Consider the following 20,540-nt stretch of genomic DNA (forward strand, 5'->3'; position numbering starts at 1 on the left):
TTGTTTCCCCCGTGCCCCTCTTTCCCCCGTGGGGCTGTTCCCCCGTCGAGGCCCGCCGCCCCCGTGCCGGCGGGCCTCGTGTGTCGAGAATGTGCCCTGCCCCAGGGGCAGTTGAAGCCCCTGGGCGCGGTTTCAGAGGTTGATTTGAGGGTTCCGTAGACGCTCTACGCTGCCTTGCGTAGGCAGCGGGCCGTGAGGGAGGCCGGTGATCGGGTTGTCAGCCCCTGATCGCGAAAGGCCCGACGCACGCGGGGCGGTGCTCGGGCAGAGTGAGGCCGACGGGCCGGACCGCGGCGGCCGCGGCGGCACCGGTCCCGTGTCCCTCACGTCGAGACGCGGGCCGGGGCCTTCACCACCGCACTGGCGCGCATCGCCGCCGCGGTCCGTGCCCTGCCCGCGAGTGACCGACGCTCACCCCTCATCCGGGTCGGTCGGAAACGGTCGCGGGCGGTGCGTCCGGTGGCTGATGGGTGTCCACCAGGGACCGGACGCCGATCGGGGATGGAAGGGGATGGAGGAAGTCGATCGCCGGGGCGGGGCGCACGGCACACCCGTGGGCGACGGCCGGAGCTTCACCCCCCGTCGGGAGTCGTACGGCCGTCGAGGCGGGCCCGCCGGAGTTTCTGAGCAAGTCGGCGTACCCCGGACGGCGGTTCCGGCCCGCGGCGGCGCCTGGGCGCGACAGGACAGATGTCGGCGCCGCCGCGGACCGGAAGTTCGGAGGGGCGCCGCCTCAGACCTGGACGCCGGAGAGGCGTTCCACGGCCCGCAGCAGGGCCGAGTGGTCGAGGCCGCCGTCGCCCTGAGCGCGCAGCGAGGCGACCAGTTGGGCCACCACGGCGCCGACCGGCAGGGCCGCGCCCACGGTCCGGGCGGCGTCGGTGACGATGCCCATGTCCTTGTGGTGCAGGTCGATCCGGAAGCCCGGCTTGAAGTCCCGGTTCAGGAAGTTGTCCTTCTTGCGGGTCAGCACGGTCGACCCCGCGAGCCCGCCGCCCAGGACGTCGAGGGCCGCCTCCAGGTCGACGCCCGACTTCTCCAGGAAGACCACGGCCTCGGCGCACGCCTGGATGTTCACGGCGACGATCAGCTGGTTCGCGGCCTTCACGGTCTGCCCCGCGCCGTGCGGACCGCACAGCACGATCGTCCTGCCGAGCGCCTCGAAGAGCGGCGCGGCCTCGTCGAAGTCGGACTGGTCGCCGCCGACCATGATGGACAGCACGGCCTCGACTGCGCCCGCCTCACCACCGGAGACCGGGGCGTCGAGCACCCGGATGCCCTTCTCCTTCGCGGCCTTCGCCAGGTCGACGGAGGTCTGCGGGGTGATGGACGACATGTCGATCAGCAGGGCGCCGGGACGGGCGTTGGCGAGGACGCCGTCGGGGCCGTACGCGACGGCCTCGACCTGCGGGGACGCGGGCACCATCGTGATGACGACGTCGGCGTCGCGCACGGCCTCGGCGACGGAGCCCGCCGCGGTTCCGCCGGCGGCGGTCAGCCGGTCCAGCTTGTCCTGCTCCAGGGTGTGGCCGGTGACGTCGTAACCCGCCTTGATCAGGTTCTCGGACATGGGGGAGCCCATGATGCCGAGGCCTATCCACGCGACCTTGGGGAGATTGCTCATGGTGAGGGTGCCTCTCTGACTGCTCTGCTACGGCGGTGGGGTGGGCCCCGGCGGGCTTCAGCGAGCCGCGCGGGCCTCAGCGAGCCGCGCGGGCCTCACGGGGAAGCCATGCGAAGGCCTCGGCGCTCGGCCGGTCGCCCGGCTTGTACTCCAGGCCGACCAGACCCTCGTAACCGGCCTTGCCCACCTGGTCGAGGAGGTCCTCGAGCGGGACGGTCCCGGTGCCGGGGGCGCCGCGGCCGGGGTTGTCGGCGATCTGCACGTGCCCGGTCTTCCCGGCGTGCTCGGCGATCACCCGGGGCAGGTCCTCGCCGTTCATGGACAGGTGGTACAGGTCCATCAGGAAGCGCGCGTTGCCGAGGCCCGAGGCGTCGTTGACCCTGTCGACGACGCCGACGGCGGCCGGGGCCGACACCAGGGGGCAGAGCGGTGACTCCACCTTGTTCAGGGCCTCGATCAGCAGGACCGCGCCGATCCGGTCGGCGGCCCGCGCGGCCAGGACCAGGTTGTGCAGGGCCAGGGCGTCCTGTTCGGCCGGATCCACACCGGCGACGCGGTTGCCGTACAGGGCGTTGAGCGCCCCGCAGCCGACCGACTCGGCGAACTCGGCGACCACGTCGACGTTGGCGCGGAAGCGCTCCGACTCCTCCCCCGGGATCGACAGTGCGCCCCGGTCCGGCCCGGGCAGCACTCCCGAGTAGAAGTTCAGCCCGGTCAGCCGCACGCCCGCGTCCTGCAACGCGCCCCGCAGGGCGTCCAGTTCGGACCGAGGGGGAGTGGGGGAGTCGACCCAGGGCCACCACAGCTCGACCGCGGTGAAGCCGGCCGCGGCGGCGGCCGCGGGGCGCTCCAGGAGCGGGAGTTCCGTGAAGAGGATCGACAGGTTGACGGTGTAGCGCTGCTCCGTGAATCCCATGGGGCCTCGGACGCTCCCTTCCGTGCACTCTCCGGATGATCCGGATCATCGACATCAACGGGATATGTTTCCGTATGATGGAAGTTGGTTTCTGCTTAATGGAAGACTGCCGTCGTGGATCGGAGCTTGTCAAGAGGGCTCGGTGGAAAACGGCACCGCGCGTTAGGTTGTGCGCGTGCGATTGAGAGTGGAGTGCTGTGACGCGGCTCTGACCTGCGGGAACCCGCCCTGATCCGTGCTGACCTGCAGAAACGCCCCTCACCTGTTCTCGTCACTTCGCAGCGTTTTCCAGGTATGTGTGCCCTGGATGTGCCCTGTGGGGAGGTGGGTGAGGGGGCGGTCTGTAGTCGATGAGGCAGCGGTTCGGCTTGTAGAGGGGAGTCTCGCTCTACGAGGCCCAGCACCTCCTCGGCCACGAAAGCGTCCAGACCACCCAGCGCTACGCCCACCTCCAGCCGGACGCGCACAAGGCCGTCCTCGGAGTATGGGAGCGGATGGAAGCCCCGCTCACCGTCGCTCCTTAAACATCCTTCACCCCCGTCCGCGCCGGACGGGGTGAAGGCGTTCACGAGCGAGCTGAGCTTGCGCTGGCTTCCTGGCGACTGGCCGGTCATCTGTTGCGCGAGGAGGAGGAACGCCTCGTCCAGGTCCCATAGGTCGGCGCGGCGCAACTCGCCGAGCAGGGCGGCGTGCAGGCGGGGCCAGACGCCGGCCTCGGTCCACCCTCGCAGCCGGCGCCAGGCTGTCACGCCGGAGCAGCCCACCGTCTCTGCGGGGACCTCACGCCACGCGATGCCCGTGCTCAGCACGTCCAGGACGCTGGCGAGTGCTGTTCGGTCGGGAACACGCAACCGCCCCGGATGGCGGCGTCGCCGCTCGAAAGCGGGCGGCAGCAGCGGAGCCACCCGCTCCCACAGATCGTCAGGAACAAGATCAGCACGCAGCCGGGACCGGCGCGGGCACGGAGCGCTCCAGGTCACGCTGGACAAAGGCTGTGCCGACCGGTCTCAGGCGGCGCGCCTTGCCCGCTCGTCCGGGACGTGTGAGGGCTGATGCCGTCGTCGATGATTTCCGTAGAGCATCAGAACAACGATGCTGGTGGGGACTACGAGGATCATCAGCGCACCGCAGCCGACGAGGATGGCGGGGGCACTGGTGCGGTCGAGGAAGAAGCCTCCGAGCGCCGCTCCAAGGGGGGAGGCTGTCAGGAGTACGGCGCTGCGTGCAGCCAGAACCGTGGTGAGCAAGTCGGCAGGTGCGCGGTCCTGGATCAGGGTGAAGGAAAGTGCGGAGTAGGGGCCGTAGACGAGTCCGGCGAAGGCGAAGCCGATCAGGGAAGGGAGAGCGGTGTGCGTGACAACGAAGGGGAGCATGCCGACGCCGTGACCCGCGATGATGCCGAGCATGGCCGGCCACAGGGGAAGCCGCCTGGCCGCTCCCAGCGCAAGAGCGCCCATGACGGCTCCGATGCCGAAGGCGGCCCAGTAGGCACCGAGCAGCCCCGCGCCGGCATCGAGGTTGGCAGAGACGAACAAGGGAAGGGCGACTTCGACGGGGCCGAAGGCGAGGTTGAACACCCAGGTCACGACGAGCAGACCAAGCAGTTCCGGCTGGCGCCGCAGGATACTCAGCCCCTGCCGTGTACCGCTGGCCACCGGCCCTGATTCCGGTGAACGGGGCAGGGTGATGCGGGCGGCCTGAAAGGCGAGCACGGCGAACGTGGCAGCGTCCAAGCCGATGATCCATACAGGGGACACCACTCCCACGAGCAGGCCCGCGAGAGCTGGGCCCGCGATCGTCGCGCTCCACAGACTGGTGCTGAGCACGCTGTTGGCCGCCAGACGCTGGTCGTCGGAGAGCAGCGGAGCGAACAGGGCATGCTTGCCGGCCTTGCCCCAGGCGTGAAGCAGCGAGGAGGCACCCAGGAGCCCGACGTACACGGCGGGTGTGAGCTCTCCCGCCACCCACGCGACCGGGACCGCCCCCAGCAGCACGGCCCGTAGCGCGGAGTCGGTGACCAGGAGCCGCTGCGCGGGAAGCCGCCGCATCCATGGGCCCAGAATCAATGCGCCCAGGGCGCCGGGCAGGACGTAGGCGGCAACAGCGACGCCTGCCAGCGTGCCTTGGCCGCCTTCGGGCCCCAGAGCGAGCGCGAGCCACGCGACAGCAACGACGGTCATGCCGTCGCCCAGGTCGGACAACGCGAAGACCGGCATCAGCCGCCGAAAGGTGGGGTCGGCGAACAGGGAGCGGTAGGGGCCGGGCATCAGGCGTCCCGGTGCTGCTGAGAACATGCAGGCCACAGTCGTCCTTCAAGCACGCTTGAAGTCAAGGCCGGATCGGGAAGGGCGTGGGCATGCGGTATCTGCCCATCAGTGAGATCGCGGACAAAGCCCGCGTGCGTGCTTCAGCACTGCGCTACTGGGAGGAGCGTGGTCTGCTGCCCGGTGCTCGTCGCGAAGGCGGACGCCGAGTGTGGCCCGCGACCACCGTCCGCCGGGTCGCACTGATCAAGATGGCACAGCGAGCCGGGTTCACCCTCGCCGAGATCGCGCAGCTATTGGCCGACGCCACCACGCCATCCGCTACCCGCCAGTGGCGGGACATGGCCACGCGCAAGTTGCCCGAGCTCGACCGGCACATCGCACAAACCCAGGCCCTGCGGCAGGCAGTAGCGGACTGCCTGGAGTGCGGCTGCATGAACTTCGATCAGTGCGTACTGCTCGACACAACGGACGCGGCACCCTGACCGCAGGCGCTCACGATGTTGCGCGACGCGCTGGATGAGCACGATGGCGACACTGCCGTTGGGGATGTGGTGATGTGAAAGGACCCCTGCGGCCGCAGGCCGCAGGGGTCCTTGGTGTTCACGGTGTCGGCTTCGCTCAGGGTGTCGCGGTGGGATGCGACGGTCCGTGGTTTGAGGCCGGGTGGCGAGCCGGTGTCGTGGCTGTGACGGTCGGCTGGAAGACTGGACGCCTGTGACACATTCTGATCTTGCTCGCCGTATCCATGCTGTTTCCCATCTGACTGGGCAGTTCACGCTCCGGTCCGGACGTACTGCCACGGAGTACTTCGACAAGTACCGGTTCGAGGGCGATCCGATCCTGCTGGACGAGATCGCCCAGCGGATGGCCCCGCTGGTGTCTTCTGACACCGAGGTCCTGGCCGGTCTGGAGATGGGCGGCATTCCGGTGGTGACTGCGCTCGGCCGACACACGGGTCTGCCCTGTGCGTTCGTGCGCAAGCAGGCCAAGCCGTATGGCACCTGCCGTCTCGCCGAAGGTGCCGACATCGAGGGACGCCGGGTGCTGGTTGTTGAGGATGTGGTCACCAGCGGAGGACAGATCGTGCTGTCGACCGCGGACTTGCGTGGCCTGGGGGCTCAGGTGCAGGAGGCCCTGTGCGTGATCGACCGTGAGCAGGGCGGCGCCGATGCCCTCGCGGCCGAGGGCATCACGCTGCTGTCGCTGCTGACGGCCGGGGACCTGCGGGCCGCTGCTGCCTGACCGATAGGGGGCTGATGGTCACTCTGTCGCGTGCGTCTCGGTGATGGCGAGGCGGGTGGAGGACTCGTCGACGATGCCCTTCTCCTCGGTGAAGGACGCGATGAGGGCCTGCCAGGCGATGTTGTTGACCGAGCGGGGCAGTCCGCGACTGGTGAGGTGGATCAGCTCGACGGCGTCGTCGGAGAACAGCGTGTCCTGCCGTCCGGCGATCGTCAGGTGGTGCGTGATGTAACTGGCGGTCTCCTCCTTCGTCATCGTGGGCATCTGGTAGCTGATCGAGATCCGCTGGTCCAGGGCCGCCAGGACGCCCCTGTGCCTGGGCTTGGAACCGGTACCTAGGTACAGGTTTACCGTCGGAGGTGTCCGTGGCTGTGTGGACAGGACGACGGGAGTGAGTGTGATGACGGAACTGTCGTGGGTGCCGCAGTCCTGCACGCTGCCTACCGAGGAGCGGCCGCTGCGGGTTGCGGAGTGGGATGCGCTGTTTTCCGAGCGGTTGATCTCGCGGTCTCGGCCCGAGCCACTCCGACTGCGCCTTGACCTGGTTGCCGGAGCGGGTGTCGAGGACGAGGTTCGTGACCTGGTGGAGCGCGAGGGCTGCTGCTGCTCGTTCTTCACCTTCGAGGTCACCCCGGGTGAGGACCGGGTCCACCTCGACATCGCGGTTGACCAGGCGCACGAGGCGGTTCTGGATGCCATCGCCGCACTGACGGGCACTGACGGGGAGTTGCCGTGAGCGCGGGCATGCGCAGTGGGGAGGTCGCCGAGGCGGCCGGGGTGAATGTACAGACGCTGCGCTACTACGAGCGGCGCGGGCTGCTCGCCGAGCCGGAGCGCAGCAACGGAGGCCACCACCTGTACAGCGAGGAAGTGGTGACCGTGCTGCGGGTCATCAAGGCCACGCAGCGGCTCGGGTTCACGCTGGAGGAGGTCGCCGAGCTGCTGGAGGCCGGCCGCCACACGGCCGTCCCGTGGCGGGGTTGCGGGAGGGCGCTGCGGCCAAGCTGGCCGAGGTCGACGCGAAGATCGCGATCCGGCCGCGTAGTCCGCGTTCGCCGAGGGTAGTGCGGGTCTTGCCCGAGTCGTAGCCGACGTCCAGGTGCACAGTGATGTCGTCGGGCAGGGGGCCGAGGTCGTCCAGCAGGCCCAGGGCCGGGGCGAGCAGCGGCGAGTCGTGGCAGTTGGTTCCGGCCAGGACGCGGCCCAGCTCGATCATGACGGCCACCCCACCGTCCGGGGCCTGATCCGGCCCGCTCACCACAGGAGTTCTCCCGCACATGACCCCGCGATCCGGTCCTTCTCGCCCTCCACCCCGTCGCATCCCTCACGACGATGTCCTGGCTGGTCGAGGCACTGCCTGTGATCACGCTGTCGCCATGGCGTGGGCAGGTCTCGTGGGCGCGACAGGGTGTGCGTGCGCGGCCCTGGCTCCGTGCCGAGCCGGGTACGCCGCCCCATGACCGGCAAGCCGCGGCTGTGGCACCTCGTGCGCTCGCTCGTCGTCCGATGGATGGTGGGTGCTGATCGCCCTTGCCCTGTGGCTGCTGGGTCGGTTGCTCGACCAGCCCGCCTCCCTCGTCCAGTGCGCGGCCTCGTCCGCGTTCTTCGTCGCCGTCGGCTAGGCCGGCGACTGGCTGCGACGGCGCTGGATGGCCGGTCGGTCTGTAAGGGAGCACCGGTCCGCCCCACCGAGACACCGGCCGTCCGACACGGAGGCTCCGCCGCCGTGACCGTGGCCGCGGTCGGGGCAGCCAGTCCAGCGATTAGGACGAGCGCGTACGTGCGGGGCGGTCAGTGGCTGCCGGTGAGTTCGCCGCTGAGCGTCCTGTGGATGCGGGCGCTGGGCTGGTTCAGGCCGGTGATCTCAACGGTCTTGCCGCGTTGGGCGTACTTGGTCTCGATGGCGTCGAGGGCGGCGACGGAAGAGGCGTCCCAGATGTGGGCGGCGGAGAGGTCGATGACGACCTTGTCGGGGTCGTTGGCGTAGTCGAACTGGCCGACGAGGTCGTTGGAGGAGGCGAAGAAGAGTTCTCCGGTGACCCGGTAGACGACAGTGGTGTGGTCGGGGTCGGTGACGGCGGTGACGTCGGCGTGGTGGGCGACGCGCTTGGCGAAGATGACCATGGCGGTGATGGAGCCGACGACGACGCCGATGGCGAGGTTGTGGGTGGCGACGACGCATACGACGGTCATGACCATGACGGTGATCTCCCCGGCCGGCATCCGCTTCAACGTCTTCGGCGCGATGGAGTGCCAGTCGAAGGTGGCCACGGAGACCATGACCATCACCGCGACGAGCGCGGCCATGGGGATGTCGGAGACGACCGGACCGAAGACGATGCACAGCACCATCAGGAACGCCCCGGCGAGGAACGTGGACAGCCGGGTGCGGGCGCCGGAGACCCGTACGTTGATCATCGTCTGGCCGATCATGGCGCAGCCGCCCATGCCGCCGAAGAAGCCGGTGACGATGTTGGCGATGCCCTGCCCGACGGACTCGCGGGTCTTGGAGGAGTGGGTGTCGGTGATGTCGTCGACCAGTTTGGCTGTCATCAGCGACTCCATCAGGCCGACCAGGGCCATGGCGAGCGCGTACGGGGCGACGGTCGTCAGCGTGTCCAGGGTGAACGGCACGTCCGGCAGGCCCGGCACGGGCAGGGCGGACGGCAGGTCGCCCCTGTCCCCGACGGTCGGTACGGCGATGCCCGCCGCGACGGTGATGACGGTGAGGATGACGATGGACACCAACGGCGCCGGGACAATCGTGGTGACCTTGGGGAAGAACACCATCAGGGCCAGACCGGCGGCGATGAGGGGGTAGACGGCCCAGGGCACGTCTGTCATCTCCGGCACCTGCGCCATGAAGATGAGGATGGCCAGGGAGTTGACGAAACCGACCATCACGCTGCGCGGCACGAACCGCATCAGCTTCGCCACCCCGAGTGCGCCGAGGATGATCTGGAAGACGCCGGCGAGGATGACAGCGGCGACGAGGTAGCCGAAGCCGTGTTCGCGGTTGAGCGGGGCGATGACCAGGGCGACGGCCCCCGTGGCCGCGGAGATCATGGCCGGTCGTCCGCCGACGACCGCGAGGGTCACGGCCATCGTGAAGGAGGCGAACAGGCCGACCGCCGGGTCGACCCCGGCGATGATCGAGAACGAGATCGCCTCGGGGATCAGCGCCAGTGCGACCACGAGACCCGCCAGTACCTCGGTGCGCAGCACCTTCGGGTCGGACACCCAGGACGGGCGTCGGGGGCCGCGTAGCCACGTGGCCGGCGAGAACAACGGGGAGGGCGTGGAGGAGGACAAGAGGAGAGGAACCTGTCGTGCTCGGGCGCACCCGTGTCACGGCGGGCGCGCAGGAAGACATGGCAGGCCGGGGCGGCCGACCACGAGGCCCGCGAACGGCGGGCCGAAGTCAGGGGGCGGCGGCGAGGCGACCCATGCGGGAATCGAGGGCCGCTCCGGAGTGAGGGGTCACGGCGGGCAGGCAGCGGCGGCGGGCATCACGGACATGCGCACGCGCTCTCTCCTGCTTCCGCGGACATCGGTCTTCGCCGGGGGCTTCGTCGGCCCCGACACGGCTGACGGTCACGGGACGGCATCCCGCACCATGAGAGACGGGCACAGCAGCAGCCGACCCGGCCGGAGGAACTCTACCCTAACGTTAGAGTAGAGATCGGTGGCGTCGTCCGAGGTCGCTGTGAGAGAGCGAGGAAGGCGCCCGCGTGAGCAGCGAGCACATGCAGATCGGCGAGGTCGCCGCACGGACCGAGCTGTCGCTGCGCACCATCCGTCACTACGAGGAGACCGGCCTCGTCATCCCTTCCGCCCGTTCCCAGGGCGGCTTCCGTCTCTACACCGAGGCCGACGTCGCCCGTCTGATGGTCATCCGCCGCATGAAGCCACTCGGCTTCACCCTCGACGAGATGCGCGACCTACTCGAGGCCACCGACCGCCTCGACTCGGCTGACCCGCTGCCGTCCGAGGAGCATGCCGAACTACTGGGCCGCATCCGGCGTTTCGAGGAGGCAGCCCAGCAACGGGTCGCGGATCTGCGTACCCAGCTGGCCCGGGCGGAGGAGTTCGCGGCAGCGCTTGCGGAGCGACTCTCACAGGGGCCGGCGTCCTGAGGCTCTGAAGACATCGCCCGACTGCTGGATTCCCGACGCGTCGCATCCGCCACGCTGTTGACGCCTTCTTAGCGGCTCACCGGCATTCAGGCTCTCCCGAACTCTGCCGGAAACCGGCAATACGCGGGTGTGGTGCGGTCCTTCATCATGGCTCATGAGGGAGCACTGCTACGGGTTTCGATGCCGGGCACCGGCAGGTGCGCGGCACCGAAATCTGGACATGGAGCGGTGCGCCCGGTCCACAGACGCCGCGTTCGGGAGAGGGGGAGGACGATGCCGGTGCTTGTGCACGCTGCCGTCGGCTTGCCCACGATCCTCTTCAGCGCGGCCCTCGCGGTGGTCGTGTGCTTCTGGTTGCTGGTCGCCGTCGGCGTCATGGCCCTGGACGCCTTCGACGAGGACGCTGATCTGGATGCCTGGGGGATGGGCGGGGTTCCGGTGTCGGTCGCGGTGTCCGTGTTGACGGTGCTGGCGTGGCTGCTCGGCGTGGGTGCGACCGTCCTGCTGGTCCGCCTGGCGGATGACGGAGCGGTGACCGGACTTCTGCGTCCGGTCGTGTCCGCCGGTGCGTTGCTCGTCGCCTTGCGGCTGACCTGTCTGTTCGTTCGGCTGCTGCACCGACTCTTCCCCGATGAACCGGGCTCGGCTCTCTCCCCGGCGCACAACCACCGCGCGGCCTGAGCCAGAGATCGACCTGGGCACGGCCGCCCGACCACTTCCGCCCGGCAGCTCGTGCTCGGCACCGCGAACACCGAGGAACACAAGAAGGCGTACGTCAACAACACCTGGGAGGAGGGGACCGGGCGGCTCCTGGGCAGCCATGTCACGGACCAGACCCATCCGTTCAAGCTGCAGAACCTGGCCTACACCTACGACCAGGCGGGCAACGTCACCTCCGTCGCCGACACCACCACGCTGGGTGGCACCGCACCGGCGGAGACCCAGTGCTTCGCCCACGACGGGCACCGGCGCCTGACCGAGGCGTGGACACCCGCCTCGCAGAAGTGCTCCGACACTCGCAGCGCGAGCAGCCTGGGCGGCCGGTCCGCGTACTGGACCAGCTACAGCTACAACGACGCGGTCAGCGCATCGAGGAGACCGAACACACCTCCACCGGCGACACCACCACGACCTACTGCTACGAGAAGGCGGACCAGCCCCACGCCCTGACAGGCACCAGCACGAAGGCCGACTGCACAGCCCCCGACCGGTCCTACGAGTTCGACAGCACCGGCAACACCACCAGCCGGCCGGACGGCACCGCCACCCAGGACCTCGACTGGTCCGACGAGGGCAGGCCGGCGACCCTCACCGAGAACGACAAGACCACGGAGTACCTGTACGGGGCCGACGGCACGCTGCTGATTCCGCGCCACCGAGGGCGGTGAGCGGGTCCTGTACGTGGGGGCCACCGAGCTGCGCCTGCGGGCGGACGGCAGCACGTGGGCCCAGCGCCACTACGGCTCGGGCAGCCTGAGCGTCGCCGTCCGCTCCAACGAGAGCGGCGCCAACGAACTCAGCTACCTCGTCACCGACCACCACGGCACCGCCACCCTCGCCATCGACGCCACGAACCAGGAGTTCTCCCGCCGCTACACGACCCCCTTCGGCGCCCCGAGAGGCGACACCACCGGGGCCGCCTGGCCCGACGACAAGGGCTTCCTCGGCAAGACCACCGACACCGGCACCGGTCTCACCCATGTCGACGCACGCCAGCACGACCCTGAGATCGGCCAGTTCATCAGCGTCGACCCGCTCCTGCAGACCGGCGTGGGACAGACCCTCAACGGCTACAGCTACGCCGTCCAGAACCCGTCGACGCTCGCCGACCCGTCCGGCCTCGGCGTCCCCGAGTGCAGGGAGCCGCAGAAGTACGGCATCACGTGCCGCGGTGGCATCCCGGTCAGCAGCGGCAAGAAGAAGACCAGCAGTGGCAGCGGTGAGGGCCCCGTCCGGGCCTGCCGCTGCGGAGGACGGCCCACGCTCGTGAAGGGCATGAAGCCCACCGGCCTCGGCGGCATCCCGGGCCGCCGCAACATCACCCTGCCCTCGACACCGCCTCCCACGGGCTGGCTCAAGGTCGTACCTCCGCCCAACCCCGGCCCCGCGCCGAAGGCCGAGGCCAACAAGAACTGGTTCCAGCGGGCGGTCGACTCGTTCAACTCGACGCAGGGCGGCGTGAAGCAGAAGCTGATGGGCGCGGCGTTCGGCGCGATGGGAATGGACAACTCACGCGGGGCCTGTGCCAGTTTGGGTGGCGGACTCTTCGTCAGTGTGGAGGGTTCTGCCTGCATCGTGATGACGAAGAAGCCGGACGGGGCCGTGGACTTCGGATGGACGAGGTCCGTCAGTGTCGGCGGTGCCGGGTTCGGCTTCAGCGGTGACGTCTCCATGCTCCGCAGCAACGCCGATGACATCGGTCAGTTCGCCGGATACGGGCGCGACGTCGGGGCGTCCTTCTTCAGCGGGGTCGGCGGTACGATCAATCACGAGCACGCGATCGGTACGTACAACTCGAAGGGCGAGCAGGTGCGCAGCTTCGAGATGGGCTTCGGCGCGGGCCTCGAGTACGAGGGGTATGCCGGCGTGAACAAGACGTGGAACGGCACATGGTTCACTCGGTGAGGCTCGGGAAGGACTGGGCATGTTCAGTCTGATCGTCGGAATCCTCCTGATCGCCCTCGGCGTCTGTCTCATCGGGGACTTCGGGAGGATCGCGACCCGCCTCTACACCTTCTTCGCCGATTTCATGAATCCTGGACGCGCCACTGCCGGGACCTTCCGGCTGGTGGGGGTGTTCGCGATCCTGTTGGGGATCGGCTGGGTCGCGACGTCATTCCCGCTCGGGTAGCGATCGGATGACGGGCGAGGCGTGCCGCGACATTCTGCGGCACGCCTCGATGACCTCAAGTCACCCCTGAGAGGGCTATGGATTCCCTGGATCTGGTGTGGAAGGGAATTCTGAAAATTCTCGGATTCTGCCTCGCCCTCAACATCGGCGACGCTTCCTGTCGAATCTACGAATTCCTCACGGGACGCGGGCCATTCGCCCCCGGTCCGGGCTTCAGCCCCCTCATCATCAGGATCGTCGGGGCACTCATAGGTGCCGTTTCGACTTGGTCATTTGTGAGCGGTCTGACTTCCTAGGCCAAGCGCGCTTGGGCCCGGTCCGGTTATCTGCAGGGCCGGGCTCAAGCGATGCGTAGCGCTTCGTCAGGTGTTCGTCCGTGTTCCGCGAAGTGCGCGCACGGCCAGGAAGCCCGCGCCCGCGATCACCACCGCCCCCGTGAGGAGAGCCAGGGCCGTGGTGCGGCTGAGCCCGAGGAACGCGTCTGGCCGCGCGTCAGGGGCCGGTTCCGGGCGGCCTTGAAAGCGCAGGCGTGACGCCCCGGAATCGGACCAGGTCGGCGACATAGCAGCCGTGACGCACGGGATACCTTGCCCCTCCCGCCAAGACCAGTAACAGCAGCCCTTGCCCGAACACGCCAGCGGGGCTCCCCGCCCAAAAGAACGGGAAGCCCCACTTACCTGCCTGCGCCGGTCAACCGGCCATGGCTGCCACGACCAGCGCAACAGCCGCACCGCACAGCAGCACCACAAGCGGCCATGTCAGCCAGCCGCGCCCGGTACGCCTGCGCCACAGCACCAGCCACAGCGCACACGCCGCCACGAACACGACCGTCACACCGCTCAGCTCGCCCTCCCGCCACGCCACCCGCACGGCGCCAGGGTCAGCACCCCATATAAGGAGAGCAACGAGGACGCCCACGGTCAGCGCACACACCGCTTCCAGCAGCCTGCTCATACGGTGCCCTTCTTCTCCGGCGTCTCAGTCAGGTTGCTGCGGGATCGTGCCGCCTGGGCGCGACACTGCCGGATCTCACGTGGGCATTCTCCTCCTTGATGCAACTCCCTTACGCCGCAGGAACCTTTGCCGTGACTGTGGGCACCGGCGTAGTTGCCGTCGTCGGCTCGGGGCGGTTCCGCCCGGTGATGGCCCCGGTCCGCGTGAGGCCGGAGGACGGCTCACCGGAAAGCCCGGGGGCCTCTGCCTCTCGACGATGCTGCCCTACCTGTCAGATGTCCGTGCTCGGGGCTGAGGCTGTCGGCCGAGGAGTTGGGCGAGGCCCTGTCGGGTGGCGGCGAGGACTACGCGGTCCTGGGGGCGTAGGACGTAGCCGGGGTGGAGGTCCCATATGAGTCCGGCGGGTCGGTCGGTGCCGTCGTGCGGTGGGTTGGCGGCGAGGTCGGGGAGCCGGTCGTCCGGTTCTGTGGTGTCCAGGGCGATGACGCGCCAGGCGCCGGCCCGGAACGATTCGGTGATCGTGCGCCCTTCGAGGTGGGGGTGCCCGGCGACGTTGAGAGCGGCGAAGACGAGCATGCGGCGTTCGACGGGGATGGCTCCTAGGATCTGGCGGCCCATCATGGCTCCGGCGAAGGCGGGTGCGGCGAGGGTGGAGACGCTGCGGCTGCGGGAGAGGGCGTGGGGGTGGACGGCGCGCAGGGTGCGGTGGACGGCGGTGGCGAACTCGTCGTCGTCCAGCCGCAATGCCACCGTCAGGTCGGGCTTGACGGAGCGCGCGTACAAGGCTGCTTCCAGGTTCGTGGTGTCGATGCTGGTGAGGGCGAGCAGGGCGTGCGCGCGGTGGATCTTGGCGGCTTCCAGGACGCCTTCCTGGGTGACATCGCCGATGACGGTGGGCACGCGCAGGCGGCGGGCGAGCGGGATGCCGCGCGCCTCGGGGTCCTCCTCCACGCAGACCACGGGGATGTCGAGCTCGTTCAGCCGGGTGAGCACTCGGGTGCCGATCTTGCCGAGGCCGAGGAGGACGACGTGGCCGGACAGGCCGCGCGGCGGGCGGCGCAGCGCGGCGGCGGTACGGAAGGTGCCGAGCGCCTCCAGGACGGCCGCGAGTAGCACGGGAAGGAGCAGCAACCCGGCGAGTCCGGCGAGGAGTTGGAGCACTTGGCGGGCGGTGGGCTCGCCGATCGCCGGATCGTTGATCGCGAAGAGGTCGAGCAGGGTGAGGTAACCGGCGTGCAGTGGATGCTTCTGCTCGCTGGTCAGCCAGGTCGCCACGGCCAGGGCCAGCACGCAGGCCATGAGCCCGGCCAGGGACCAGCGCAGCCGGCGTGAGAACAGGGACCCGAGCGGGGCCCCGCGCGCGGTCAGTCTTCTCGGCGGGGGAGCGGTCGCGGAGTGTGTGACCGCTTCCAGGACCACGGTGCCGTGGCCCGTGCTCGCGGCGACCGTCGCGTCGTCGGGCAGCAGCAACGGCCCCTCCCGGCCGCTGGCGTCCGACCCTTCCGCGCCTGCCGGGTCGTTGGTGGTGGAGGACAGCAGCGCGAGCGTGCACAGGCCCGGATCGGCCGTCGCGCCGTGGGGGCCGGGCGGAGTGCGCTCGACGGCGCGCAGCAGCAGGCCGTCGGCCTGGATGACCTTGCTGGTGCCGGCGACGGCGGTGGCCGCGAGGGCGGGGGCGGCGGTGTCCGCGTCCGACAGGACGGTGGTGGAGGAGTCCAGGGCTTCCGGGTCGAGGCCGGGGACGGCGAGGACGGCGGCCTGGTCGAGCAGTTCCTCCAGGTGCTGGCCGAGCTTGCGGTTGTAGAGCCGGATGACCAGGCGAAGCCGGGGGTTGAGGCGGCGGGCGGCCAGCGCGGTACGAATGTTCGTCTCGTCGTCGTCATGGACCAGCGCCAGCGCGGCGGCCTCGCGCAGGCCCGCTTCGGTCAGGACGGCCTCGGTGAGTTCGGGCGCCTCGATCACACGGGGAGCGTCCGAAGCCCCGTCGGCGGCCGGGGCGGCCGTACGGTTCACGACGGCCTGTATCCGGCCCAACATCGTGGCGGGGCGTGCCGGTCCGGTGCGGCCGGCCCGATGCCCGGCCGGGACGACGAGCGTGACGCGCTCCCGGTACACCCCCGTAAGCTCGGCGGCCAGGCGCTCGGCGAGTGCGTCGTCACCGCACACGATCATGTGTCCCCGCTGCGGGGCCCCTCGCGTCGGCTGCGGGAAGAGGAGCATGTCGTCCGTGACCTCCTGGTCGGTGTTCCGGTCGCCTGACAGCGACACCCCGTGCGCGTGAAAGAACGGATCTTCGGGCCGGAATCGCGTCGCCTTGGCACGTCAGCGTCTCTCCGCACGGCGGCCTTTCCCCTGGGTCAGCCGCGACCGGTCCGGCTGGTTCCCACACCGGCTGTCATGTCCGGGCCCCCGCATCCGCGCGGCACAACTCTCCCGCTGCCAGGGCAAGATACGCAGCTGAGGCGAAGAGGAAGCTGGGGATGGCAAGCATGCTGCGCTGATCGCTTTCGAGGACGGCCACGTACTGGCTCCGCGAGACCTCGATCCTCCCGCGTTCGTAGGGAGTGGTGTCGAGAACGAAATACCGGCCGTCCCTGATCTCGGCTGACTGCAGGTTCCCCGCACCGGCCATGCTGACCAGGAGCACCACGACGCTCGAGACGACCAGGCTCCCCAGAGCACCCTGCACCACGCCGGGCAGGCACCGGAATGCAAGCCATACCGAGTGGCGGTCCGCTCGCGTCAGGAGTACGCGCAGCAGGGCAGCGGCGAACACCGGGAACAGAAGCAGCACGACCGTCGCCGTCAGCCATGCCGAGTCCACCAGCGGCAGGGTCCCCGGCAGCCATGTCAGCGCTGCGAGGATCAGCAGCAAGGGCACTCAGCCCGGCTGCGATTCCCCCGTGCAACTTGAAACCCCACCCCATGCTGCAGAGCCTCGCATACCCGCCGCTTCAACTCATTGCCATAACTCGGCAGAGATGACCACGGGTTGATGGCAAGGGTCCTGTCTGGAAGACGACGGCGTGTTCTGGGTTCCCGGCGGTGTTGTCCCTTCCCTCAGAGCGCGAAGACCGTTGTCGGCAGGGGAAGTTGTGATTTGGGGCGGAGAAGCGACGAATCCAGTGGATTGGCAGATCAGGTTCGGCTGTCGATCGTGCCGGTACAAACGGTGTTTACCTGCTCAAGGGTGCGATCTCGGTTGGTGTCGCGCGGTATGGGAAGAATTCGGGAGCGGATTGGCTCCCAGGACGCGTCCCAGTAAGCCCGCGTCACGCGCTGCGCGCTTCCGCGCGCGTTTGGCGTGAGCGTCTTCGGTCATGACCTACGGAGTGAGGCGGAAAACAAGGGTGTTCCTGCGGTCATGAGCGCCAGACCCAATAGCAGGACGGGCATGCCAGGGCCTGGTACGACGTACATGAGAGCGCCGGTCACGGTGGCCACCGCGCCGACCGACATCAGTACGACGCCGGCGATGGGCTTCTTCGACATGTAGACGTAGACCCTGCGGTGGGTCGTCGCCCACCAAGAGGTCTCAGAAAACCTGAAGTTGGTGTACGTCTTCCGATAGGTGATCCGGTCCTGGTACTGGGTCGTGTAGACCGAGACCCATTCGGCAGGACCTTCTCGCGGCTCCAGGAGGCGGGCTTTCCGGCCCCGGGACGGGGCGTGTCTGGCTGATACCGGGTAGATCTGTCCAATGCCGTGCGGCTGGGGCGTCGGGTGCGGTGGGTCAGGGTTCGATCAGGCCGAACGCGGATGGCATAGCGGGTGAGTTCGAGACGGTCTTTGAGGCCGAGTTTGTTCAGCAGGTTGGCTCGGTGGCGTTCGACGGTCTTGACGCTGATGACGAGGAGGTCGGCGATCTCCTGTGAGGTGTGGCCTTCGGCGACGAGTTTGTGGATCTCCTCTTCGCGGTCGGTGATGGCTCTGGCGGGCGGCGTCTGTCCTTCCCGGACGCGGTCGAGGTAGTTGCGGATGAGGGCGTTGACGGCACCGGGGTAGAGGAAGGGTTCGCCGCGCATGGTGGCGCGGCAGGCTTCGGTGGACCGTTTGTGTGTTGTGGGCTGAGGTTGTGCAGGCCGAAGACCCGAGTGTCGCCTTGGGATGCGCCGGATTCCACCGCTCCGGGTGTTGGGGTGCTGTTGAAGGGGCGGGGAATCCGCTGGTCAGCCAGGGGCGGGCAGTTGGGTGAGCCGGTCGAGGGCTGCCGTGATGTGACCGGTCCAGGGCCAGTGCCGGGCCAGGCGGAGGATTCGCCGACGGCCGCTGGTCACGAGCTGTCCGGCTGCGGTGAACAAGCGGAGCCGCAGGCGGCGGGGCTCCCAGAGCCTGGCCTTGCCGGTCAGGGCGAGCATCGGCATCCAGGCCAGCAGGTCGAGAGCGATCTGCACGATCTCCAGCCAGATCCGGTTCTGGGCCGTGCTGTGCAGGGGCAGGTTGCGCAGGCCGGTGGCCCGGGCGGCGCGGATGCGGTCCTCGGCCCGGGCCCGCAGGCGGTGACGGCGCTCGAGCTCGGCGATCGGCCGGCCCAGGGTGTTGGTGGCGAAACAGGTCAGCCGCATGCCGTCCGCATCTGTGAGCCGCAACTGGGCCCCAGGGTACGGTCGTTCCTTCCTGACGATCAGCCGCATGCCCTTGGGCCAGCCGTCCAGGACATCGCCGGCGAGCTCGGCGACCCAGGCCCCGTCACGGACCTCGCCGTCCGCCTCGACGGCCGCCGTCCAGGCCGATGCCGGAACCTTCAGCACATGCTGGTGGACCTGCTCGGTGATCACCATGCCGACCGAGTAGGACAGCCACCGTCCCCGCTGAGCGAGCCAGGCGACGAAGTCGTGAGTGCCGCCCGCGGAGTCGGTGCGGATCAGAGTCCGGCGCCCGCGCCGGTACTTCTTCGGCAGCTGGGCCAAGGCCAGTTGGGCGGCGGTGATGTGGTCGGCGGCCGTGTTCGATCCCGCGTTCCCCGGTCTGAGCAGGGCCGTGACCGGTTCACCCGTGCCGCCCGGTCCGTGGTCGACGAACCCCATCAGCGGGTGGTGGCCGTAGGTTCGCTTCCATGTGGGTGCGGCGTCCTCCTTGTCCGAGTGCGCGATCACCAGCACCCCGTCGAGGTCCACGGGCACCGTCCCGCCCGCATCAGGCGCTTCCCGGTCGGCCAACCGCCAGACATGTCGGCGGACTTCAGCCCGCGCGGCACGGATGGCCCGCAGGGCCTTCTCCCCGGAGGCTGCGAGGGCGTCGATGAGGCGGGAGACGGTCGGGTCGGAGGCCACCGGCCCGAACACGGCCGGCTCGGCCCGCAGCACGGCGACATCCGCGAGGCAGTCCCCGCCCAGCGCGACCGCCAGGGCCACGTCCAGCAGGATCTTGCCCGGGTCGTGCACCGCCCGAGCCTTCCGCCACGGCGTCAGCGCCGCTGATATCGCGGCGTCCAGGCCGGCCTTGCGGACGGTCTCGACCAGCAGCACGCCCCCGGCCTGCGAGACCACCACCCGGCCGCCGCCCTCGATGCGGACATGCGGGTACGACCCGATACACTTCTTCACCTGGAGAGTGCTTCTTTCCTTGCAGCCAACAGGACCCTAGACAAGTCCCATCGTTGCAGGTCAGGAGCACTCTCGCTTATTTGGTCAAGCCTCGGACACCCCACCTCGTGAAAGCGCGAGGTTAAGGTCGTGTCGGAGCGGCTGGGGCACACCAACGCTGCGATGACCCTGAACGTCTACAGCCATCTCTTCCCTGAGTCGGAGGAACGGACCAGGGCGGCGGTGGACCGGGCGTTCGGTGTCATGTCGGGGGAAGGTGCCCCGCATGTGCCCTCTCAGCCGCAGGACTGAGGGAATGCGCAGGTCAGAGCGATGCCTTGGGGGCACAATGCGATTGAGAGTGGAGTTCACGACCGAGCCCTTCGATCTCGACGAGGCACCTGCGCACGCGCTCGTGGCGCGGGAGGTCGTCGAGGCGGCCGACCTGGACGCCGTCGACGTCGGCCCGTTCGGCAACACGGCGGAGGGGCGGGCCGACGCCGTGCTCGGGGCCGTGGGCGCCCTGCTCCGCCGGACCCTGGAGTCCGGCGCCACCCGGATCTCGCTCCAGGTCAATGTGATCGAAAAGGGCGGCGAGTGACCGGCACCGGCGACGAGCGCTTCGTCGCGGCCGTCAAGCCGCTGGTCGACGCCATGGGCGGCCTCATGCTGCCGGCGGACGAGGCGGGCCCCGACGACGTCGTCCTGGCCTGGGAGGGCGTCGACGTCGTCGCCGTACGGCTGCCGCAGCTCGCCGAGTCGCTGGACCACATCCTCGCCGCGATGGAGCGTCAGAAGGGCCGGCCGCTCGCCGACCTCGACCGCAAGGCCAAGCAGGAGGTCGTACGGATACTGGAGGCGCGCGGCGCCTTCTCCGTGCGCCACGGAGTGGAGACCGTCGCGAGCGCCCTCGGTGTCAGCCGCTTCACCGTCTACAACTACCTCAACCGCGAGAAAGAGGCCTGAGCCTCGGGGTGGCGCGGTAACCGCGATTTTTCAACAAACTGTTGACGCGATGTCGTCGC

22 protein-coding genes and 3 pseudogenes are annotated in these 20,540 nt (G+C 69.2%); 13 read left to right on the forward strand and 12 right to left on the reverse strand.

Annotation, left to right across the window (positions count from 1 at the left end; all coding sequences use genetic code 11):
• Positions 1–733: 733 nt before the first annotated feature.
• From P1P70_RS10280 to P1P70_RS10295, 4 genes and pseudogenes are all read right to left on the reverse strand, one after another.
• Complete coding sequence (locus P1P70_RS10280) at positions 734–1,624, reverse strand: 2-hydroxy-3-oxopropionate reductase (protein ID WP_319236416.1); 891 nt, start codon at positions 1,622–1,624, stop codon at positions 734–736.
• Positions 1,625–1,700: 76 nt separating this feature from the next.
• A complete protein-coding gene (locus P1P70_RS10285; protein ID WP_319236418.1) occupies positions 1,701–2,540 on the reverse strand; it encodes a TIM barrel protein in 840 nt (279 codons plus the stop codon).
• Positions 2,541–3,181: 641 nt separating this feature from the next.
• Positions 3,182–3,484, reverse strand: a pseudogene (locus tag P1P70_RS10290) (transposase); the annotation flags it as partial.
• 63 nt (positions 3,485–3,547) lie between these two features.
• The gene (locus P1P70_RS10295; protein ID WP_319236420.1) at positions 3,548–4,807 is read right to left on the reverse strand and encodes an MFS transporter; all 1,260 of its coding nucleotides are present in this window, start codon (positions 4,805–4,807) and stop codon (positions 3,548–3,550) included.
• An 89-nt stretch (positions 4,808–4,896) separates the two neighbouring features.
• Between P1P70_RS10295 and P1P70_RS10300 the strand changes: the two genes are divergently transcribed.
• Together P1P70_RS10300 and pyrE are read left to right on the forward strand one after the other, a co-directional pair.
• Positions 4,897–5,289, forward strand: coding sequence for a MerR family transcriptional regulator (locus tag P1P70_RS10300; RefSeq protein WP_319236421.1), 393 nt, complete (start codon positions 4,897–4,899; stop codon positions 5,287–5,289).
• 181 nt (positions 5,290–5,470) lie between these two features.
• Positions 5,471–6,049, forward strand: coding sequence for an orotate phosphoribosyltransferase (pyrE, locus tag P1P70_RS10305; protein ID WP_319236422.1), 579 nt, complete (start codon positions 5,471–5,473; stop codon positions 6,047–6,049).
• Positions 6,050–6,067: 18 nt separating this feature from the next.
• Here pyrE and P1P70_RS10310 read toward each other — a convergent pair whose 3' ends face one another.
• Positions 6,068–6,313, reverse strand: a complete 246-nt coding sequence (locus tag P1P70_RS10310; protein ID WP_319236424.1) for a hypothetical protein — start codon at positions 6,311–6,313, stop codon at positions 6,068–6,070.
• A 136-nt stretch (positions 6,314–6,449) separates the two neighbouring features.
• Between P1P70_RS10310 and P1P70_RS10315 the strand changes: the two genes are divergently transcribed.
• Complete coding sequence (locus P1P70_RS10315; RefSeq protein ID WP_319236425.1) at positions 6,450–6,785, forward strand: hypothetical protein; 336 nt, start codon at positions 6,450–6,452, stop codon at positions 6,783–6,785.
• Between the two features lie 8 nt (positions 6,786–6,793).
• Positions 6,794–7,114, forward strand: a complete 321-nt coding sequence (locus P1P70_RS10320) for a MerR family transcriptional regulator (protein ID WP_319236465.1) — start codon at positions 6,794–6,796, stop codon at positions 7,112–7,114.
• Here the strand turns inward: P1P70_RS10320 and P1P70_RS45725 are convergent.
• Both P1P70_RS45725 and P1P70_RS10330 read right to left on the reverse strand, forming a co-directional pair.
• Positions 7,077–7,361: pseudogene (locus P1P70_RS45725) on the reverse strand (IS5/IS1182 family transposase); the annotation flags it as partial. The gene P1P70_RS10320 and the pseudogene P1P70_RS45725 sit on opposite strands and share 38 nt — an antisense overlap.
• Before the next feature lie 479 nt (positions 7,362–7,840).
• Positions 7,841–9,361: a SulP family inorganic anion transporter gene (locus P1P70_RS10330; protein ID WP_319236427.1), complete on the reverse strand. Its 1,521-nt coding sequence runs from the start codon at positions 9,359–9,361 to the stop codon at positions 7,841–7,843.
• Between the two features lie 419 nt (positions 9,362–9,780).
• Here P1P70_RS10330 and P1P70_RS10335 point away from each other — a divergent pair, with 419 nt between their 5' ends.
• The 5 genes from P1P70_RS10335 to P1P70_RS10350 all read left to right on the forward strand — a co-directional run bounded on the left by P1P70_RS10335 (position 9,781) and on the right by P1P70_RS10350 (position 13,036).
• Positions 9,781–10,185: a MerR family transcriptional regulator gene (locus tag P1P70_RS10335; protein WP_319236428.1), complete on the forward strand. Its 405-nt coding sequence runs from the start codon at positions 9,781–9,783 to the stop codon at positions 10,183–10,185.
• Between the two features lie 273 nt (positions 10,186–10,458).
• Positions 10,459–10,866 (forward strand): hypothetical protein, encoded by a 408-nt coding sequence (locus tag P1P70_RS10340; RefSeq protein WP_319236430.1) that lies wholly within the window; start codon positions 10,459–10,461, stop codon positions 10,864–10,866.
• 323 nt (positions 10,867–11,189) lie between these two features.
• A complete protein-coding gene (locus tag P1P70_RS45730) occupies positions 11,190–11,573 on the forward strand; it encodes a hypothetical protein (RefSeq protein WP_413471447.1) in 384 nt (127 codons plus the stop codon).
• Between the two features lie 13 nt (positions 11,574–11,586).
• Positions 11,587–12,810, forward strand: coding sequence for an RHS repeat domain-containing protein (locus P1P70_RS45735; RefSeq protein WP_413471448.1), 1,224 nt, complete (start codon positions 11,587–11,589; stop codon positions 12,808–12,810).
• 19 nt (positions 12,811–12,829) lie between these two features.
• The gene (locus P1P70_RS10350; RefSeq protein WP_319236431.1) at positions 12,830–13,036 is read left to right on the forward strand and encodes a hypothetical protein; all 207 of its coding nucleotides are present in this window, start codon (positions 12,830–12,832) and stop codon (positions 13,034–13,036) included.
• 690 nt (positions 13,037–13,726) lie between these two features.
• On the opposite strand, the gene P1P70_RS10355 is transcribed toward P1P70_RS10350, so the two are convergent.
• From P1P70_RS10355 to P1P70_RS10365, 3 genes are all read right to left on the reverse strand, one after another.
• Entirely contained in the window at positions 13,727–13,990 is a 264-nt protein-coding gene (locus P1P70_RS10355) for a hypothetical protein (protein ID WP_319236433.1), read from the reverse strand.
• Positions 13,991–14,254: 264 nt separating this feature from the next.
• Positions 14,255–16,162: a potassium channel family protein gene (locus tag P1P70_RS10360; RefSeq protein WP_319236467.1), complete on the reverse strand. Its 1,908-nt coding sequence runs from the start codon at positions 16,160–16,162 to the stop codon at positions 14,255–14,257.
• A 223-nt stretch (positions 16,163–16,385) separates the two neighbouring features.
• Positions 16,386–16,865 carry a hypothetical protein gene (locus P1P70_RS10365; RefSeq protein ID WP_319236435.1) on the reverse strand — a complete coding sequence of 160 codons (480 nt, stop codon included), beginning with the start codon at positions 16,863–16,865 and terminating at the stop codon, positions 16,386–16,388.
• A 489-nt stretch (positions 16,866–17,354) separates the two neighbouring features.
• Between P1P70_RS10365 and P1P70_RS10370 the strand changes: the two genes are divergently transcribed.
• Positions 17,355–17,486, forward strand: a complete 132-nt coding sequence (locus P1P70_RS10370) for a hypothetical protein (protein WP_319236437.1) — start codon at positions 17,355–17,357, stop codon at positions 17,484–17,486.
• 237 nt (positions 17,487–17,723) lie between these two features.
• Here the strand turns inward: P1P70_RS10370 and P1P70_RS10375 are convergent.
• Positions 17,724–18,033: pseudogene (locus P1P70_RS10375) on the reverse strand (response regulator transcription factor); the annotation flags it as partial.
• 126 nt (positions 18,034–18,159) lie between these two features.
• Positions 18,160–19,536: an IS1380 family transposase gene (locus P1P70_RS10380; protein ID WP_319236439.1), complete on the reverse strand. Its 1,377-nt coding sequence runs from the start codon at positions 19,534–19,536 to the stop codon at positions 18,160–18,162.
• Positions 19,537–19,665: 129 nt separating this feature from the next.
• On the opposite strand from P1P70_RS10380, the gene P1P70_RS10385 reads away from it, so the two are divergent.
• The 3 genes from P1P70_RS10385 to P1P70_RS10395 are packed head-to-tail and all read left to right on the forward strand — an operon-like array spanning position 19,666 to position 20,481.
• A complete protein-coding gene (locus P1P70_RS10385; RefSeq protein WP_413471449.1) occupies positions 19,666–19,827 on the forward strand; it encodes a hypothetical protein in 162 nt (53 codons plus the stop codon).
• A 37-nt stretch (positions 19,828–19,864) separates the two neighbouring features.
• Positions 19,865–20,116: a hypothetical protein gene (locus P1P70_RS10390; RefSeq protein WP_319236440.1), complete on the forward strand. Its 252-nt coding sequence runs from the start codon at positions 19,865–19,867 to the stop codon at positions 20,114–20,116.
• A complete protein-coding gene (locus tag P1P70_RS10395) occupies positions 20,113–20,481 on the forward strand; it encodes a helix-turn-helix domain-containing protein (protein WP_319236442.1) in 369 nt (122 codons plus the stop codon). Before P1P70_RS10390 ends, P1P70_RS10395 begins: the two co-directional genes overlap by 4 nt.
• Positions 20,482–20,540 lie beyond the last annotated feature (59 nt).

Source organism: Streptomyces sp. MB09-02B (genome assembly GCF_033794485.1).
Lineage (GTDB): Bacteria > Actinomycetota > Actinomycetes > Streptomycetales > Streptomycetaceae > Streptomyces.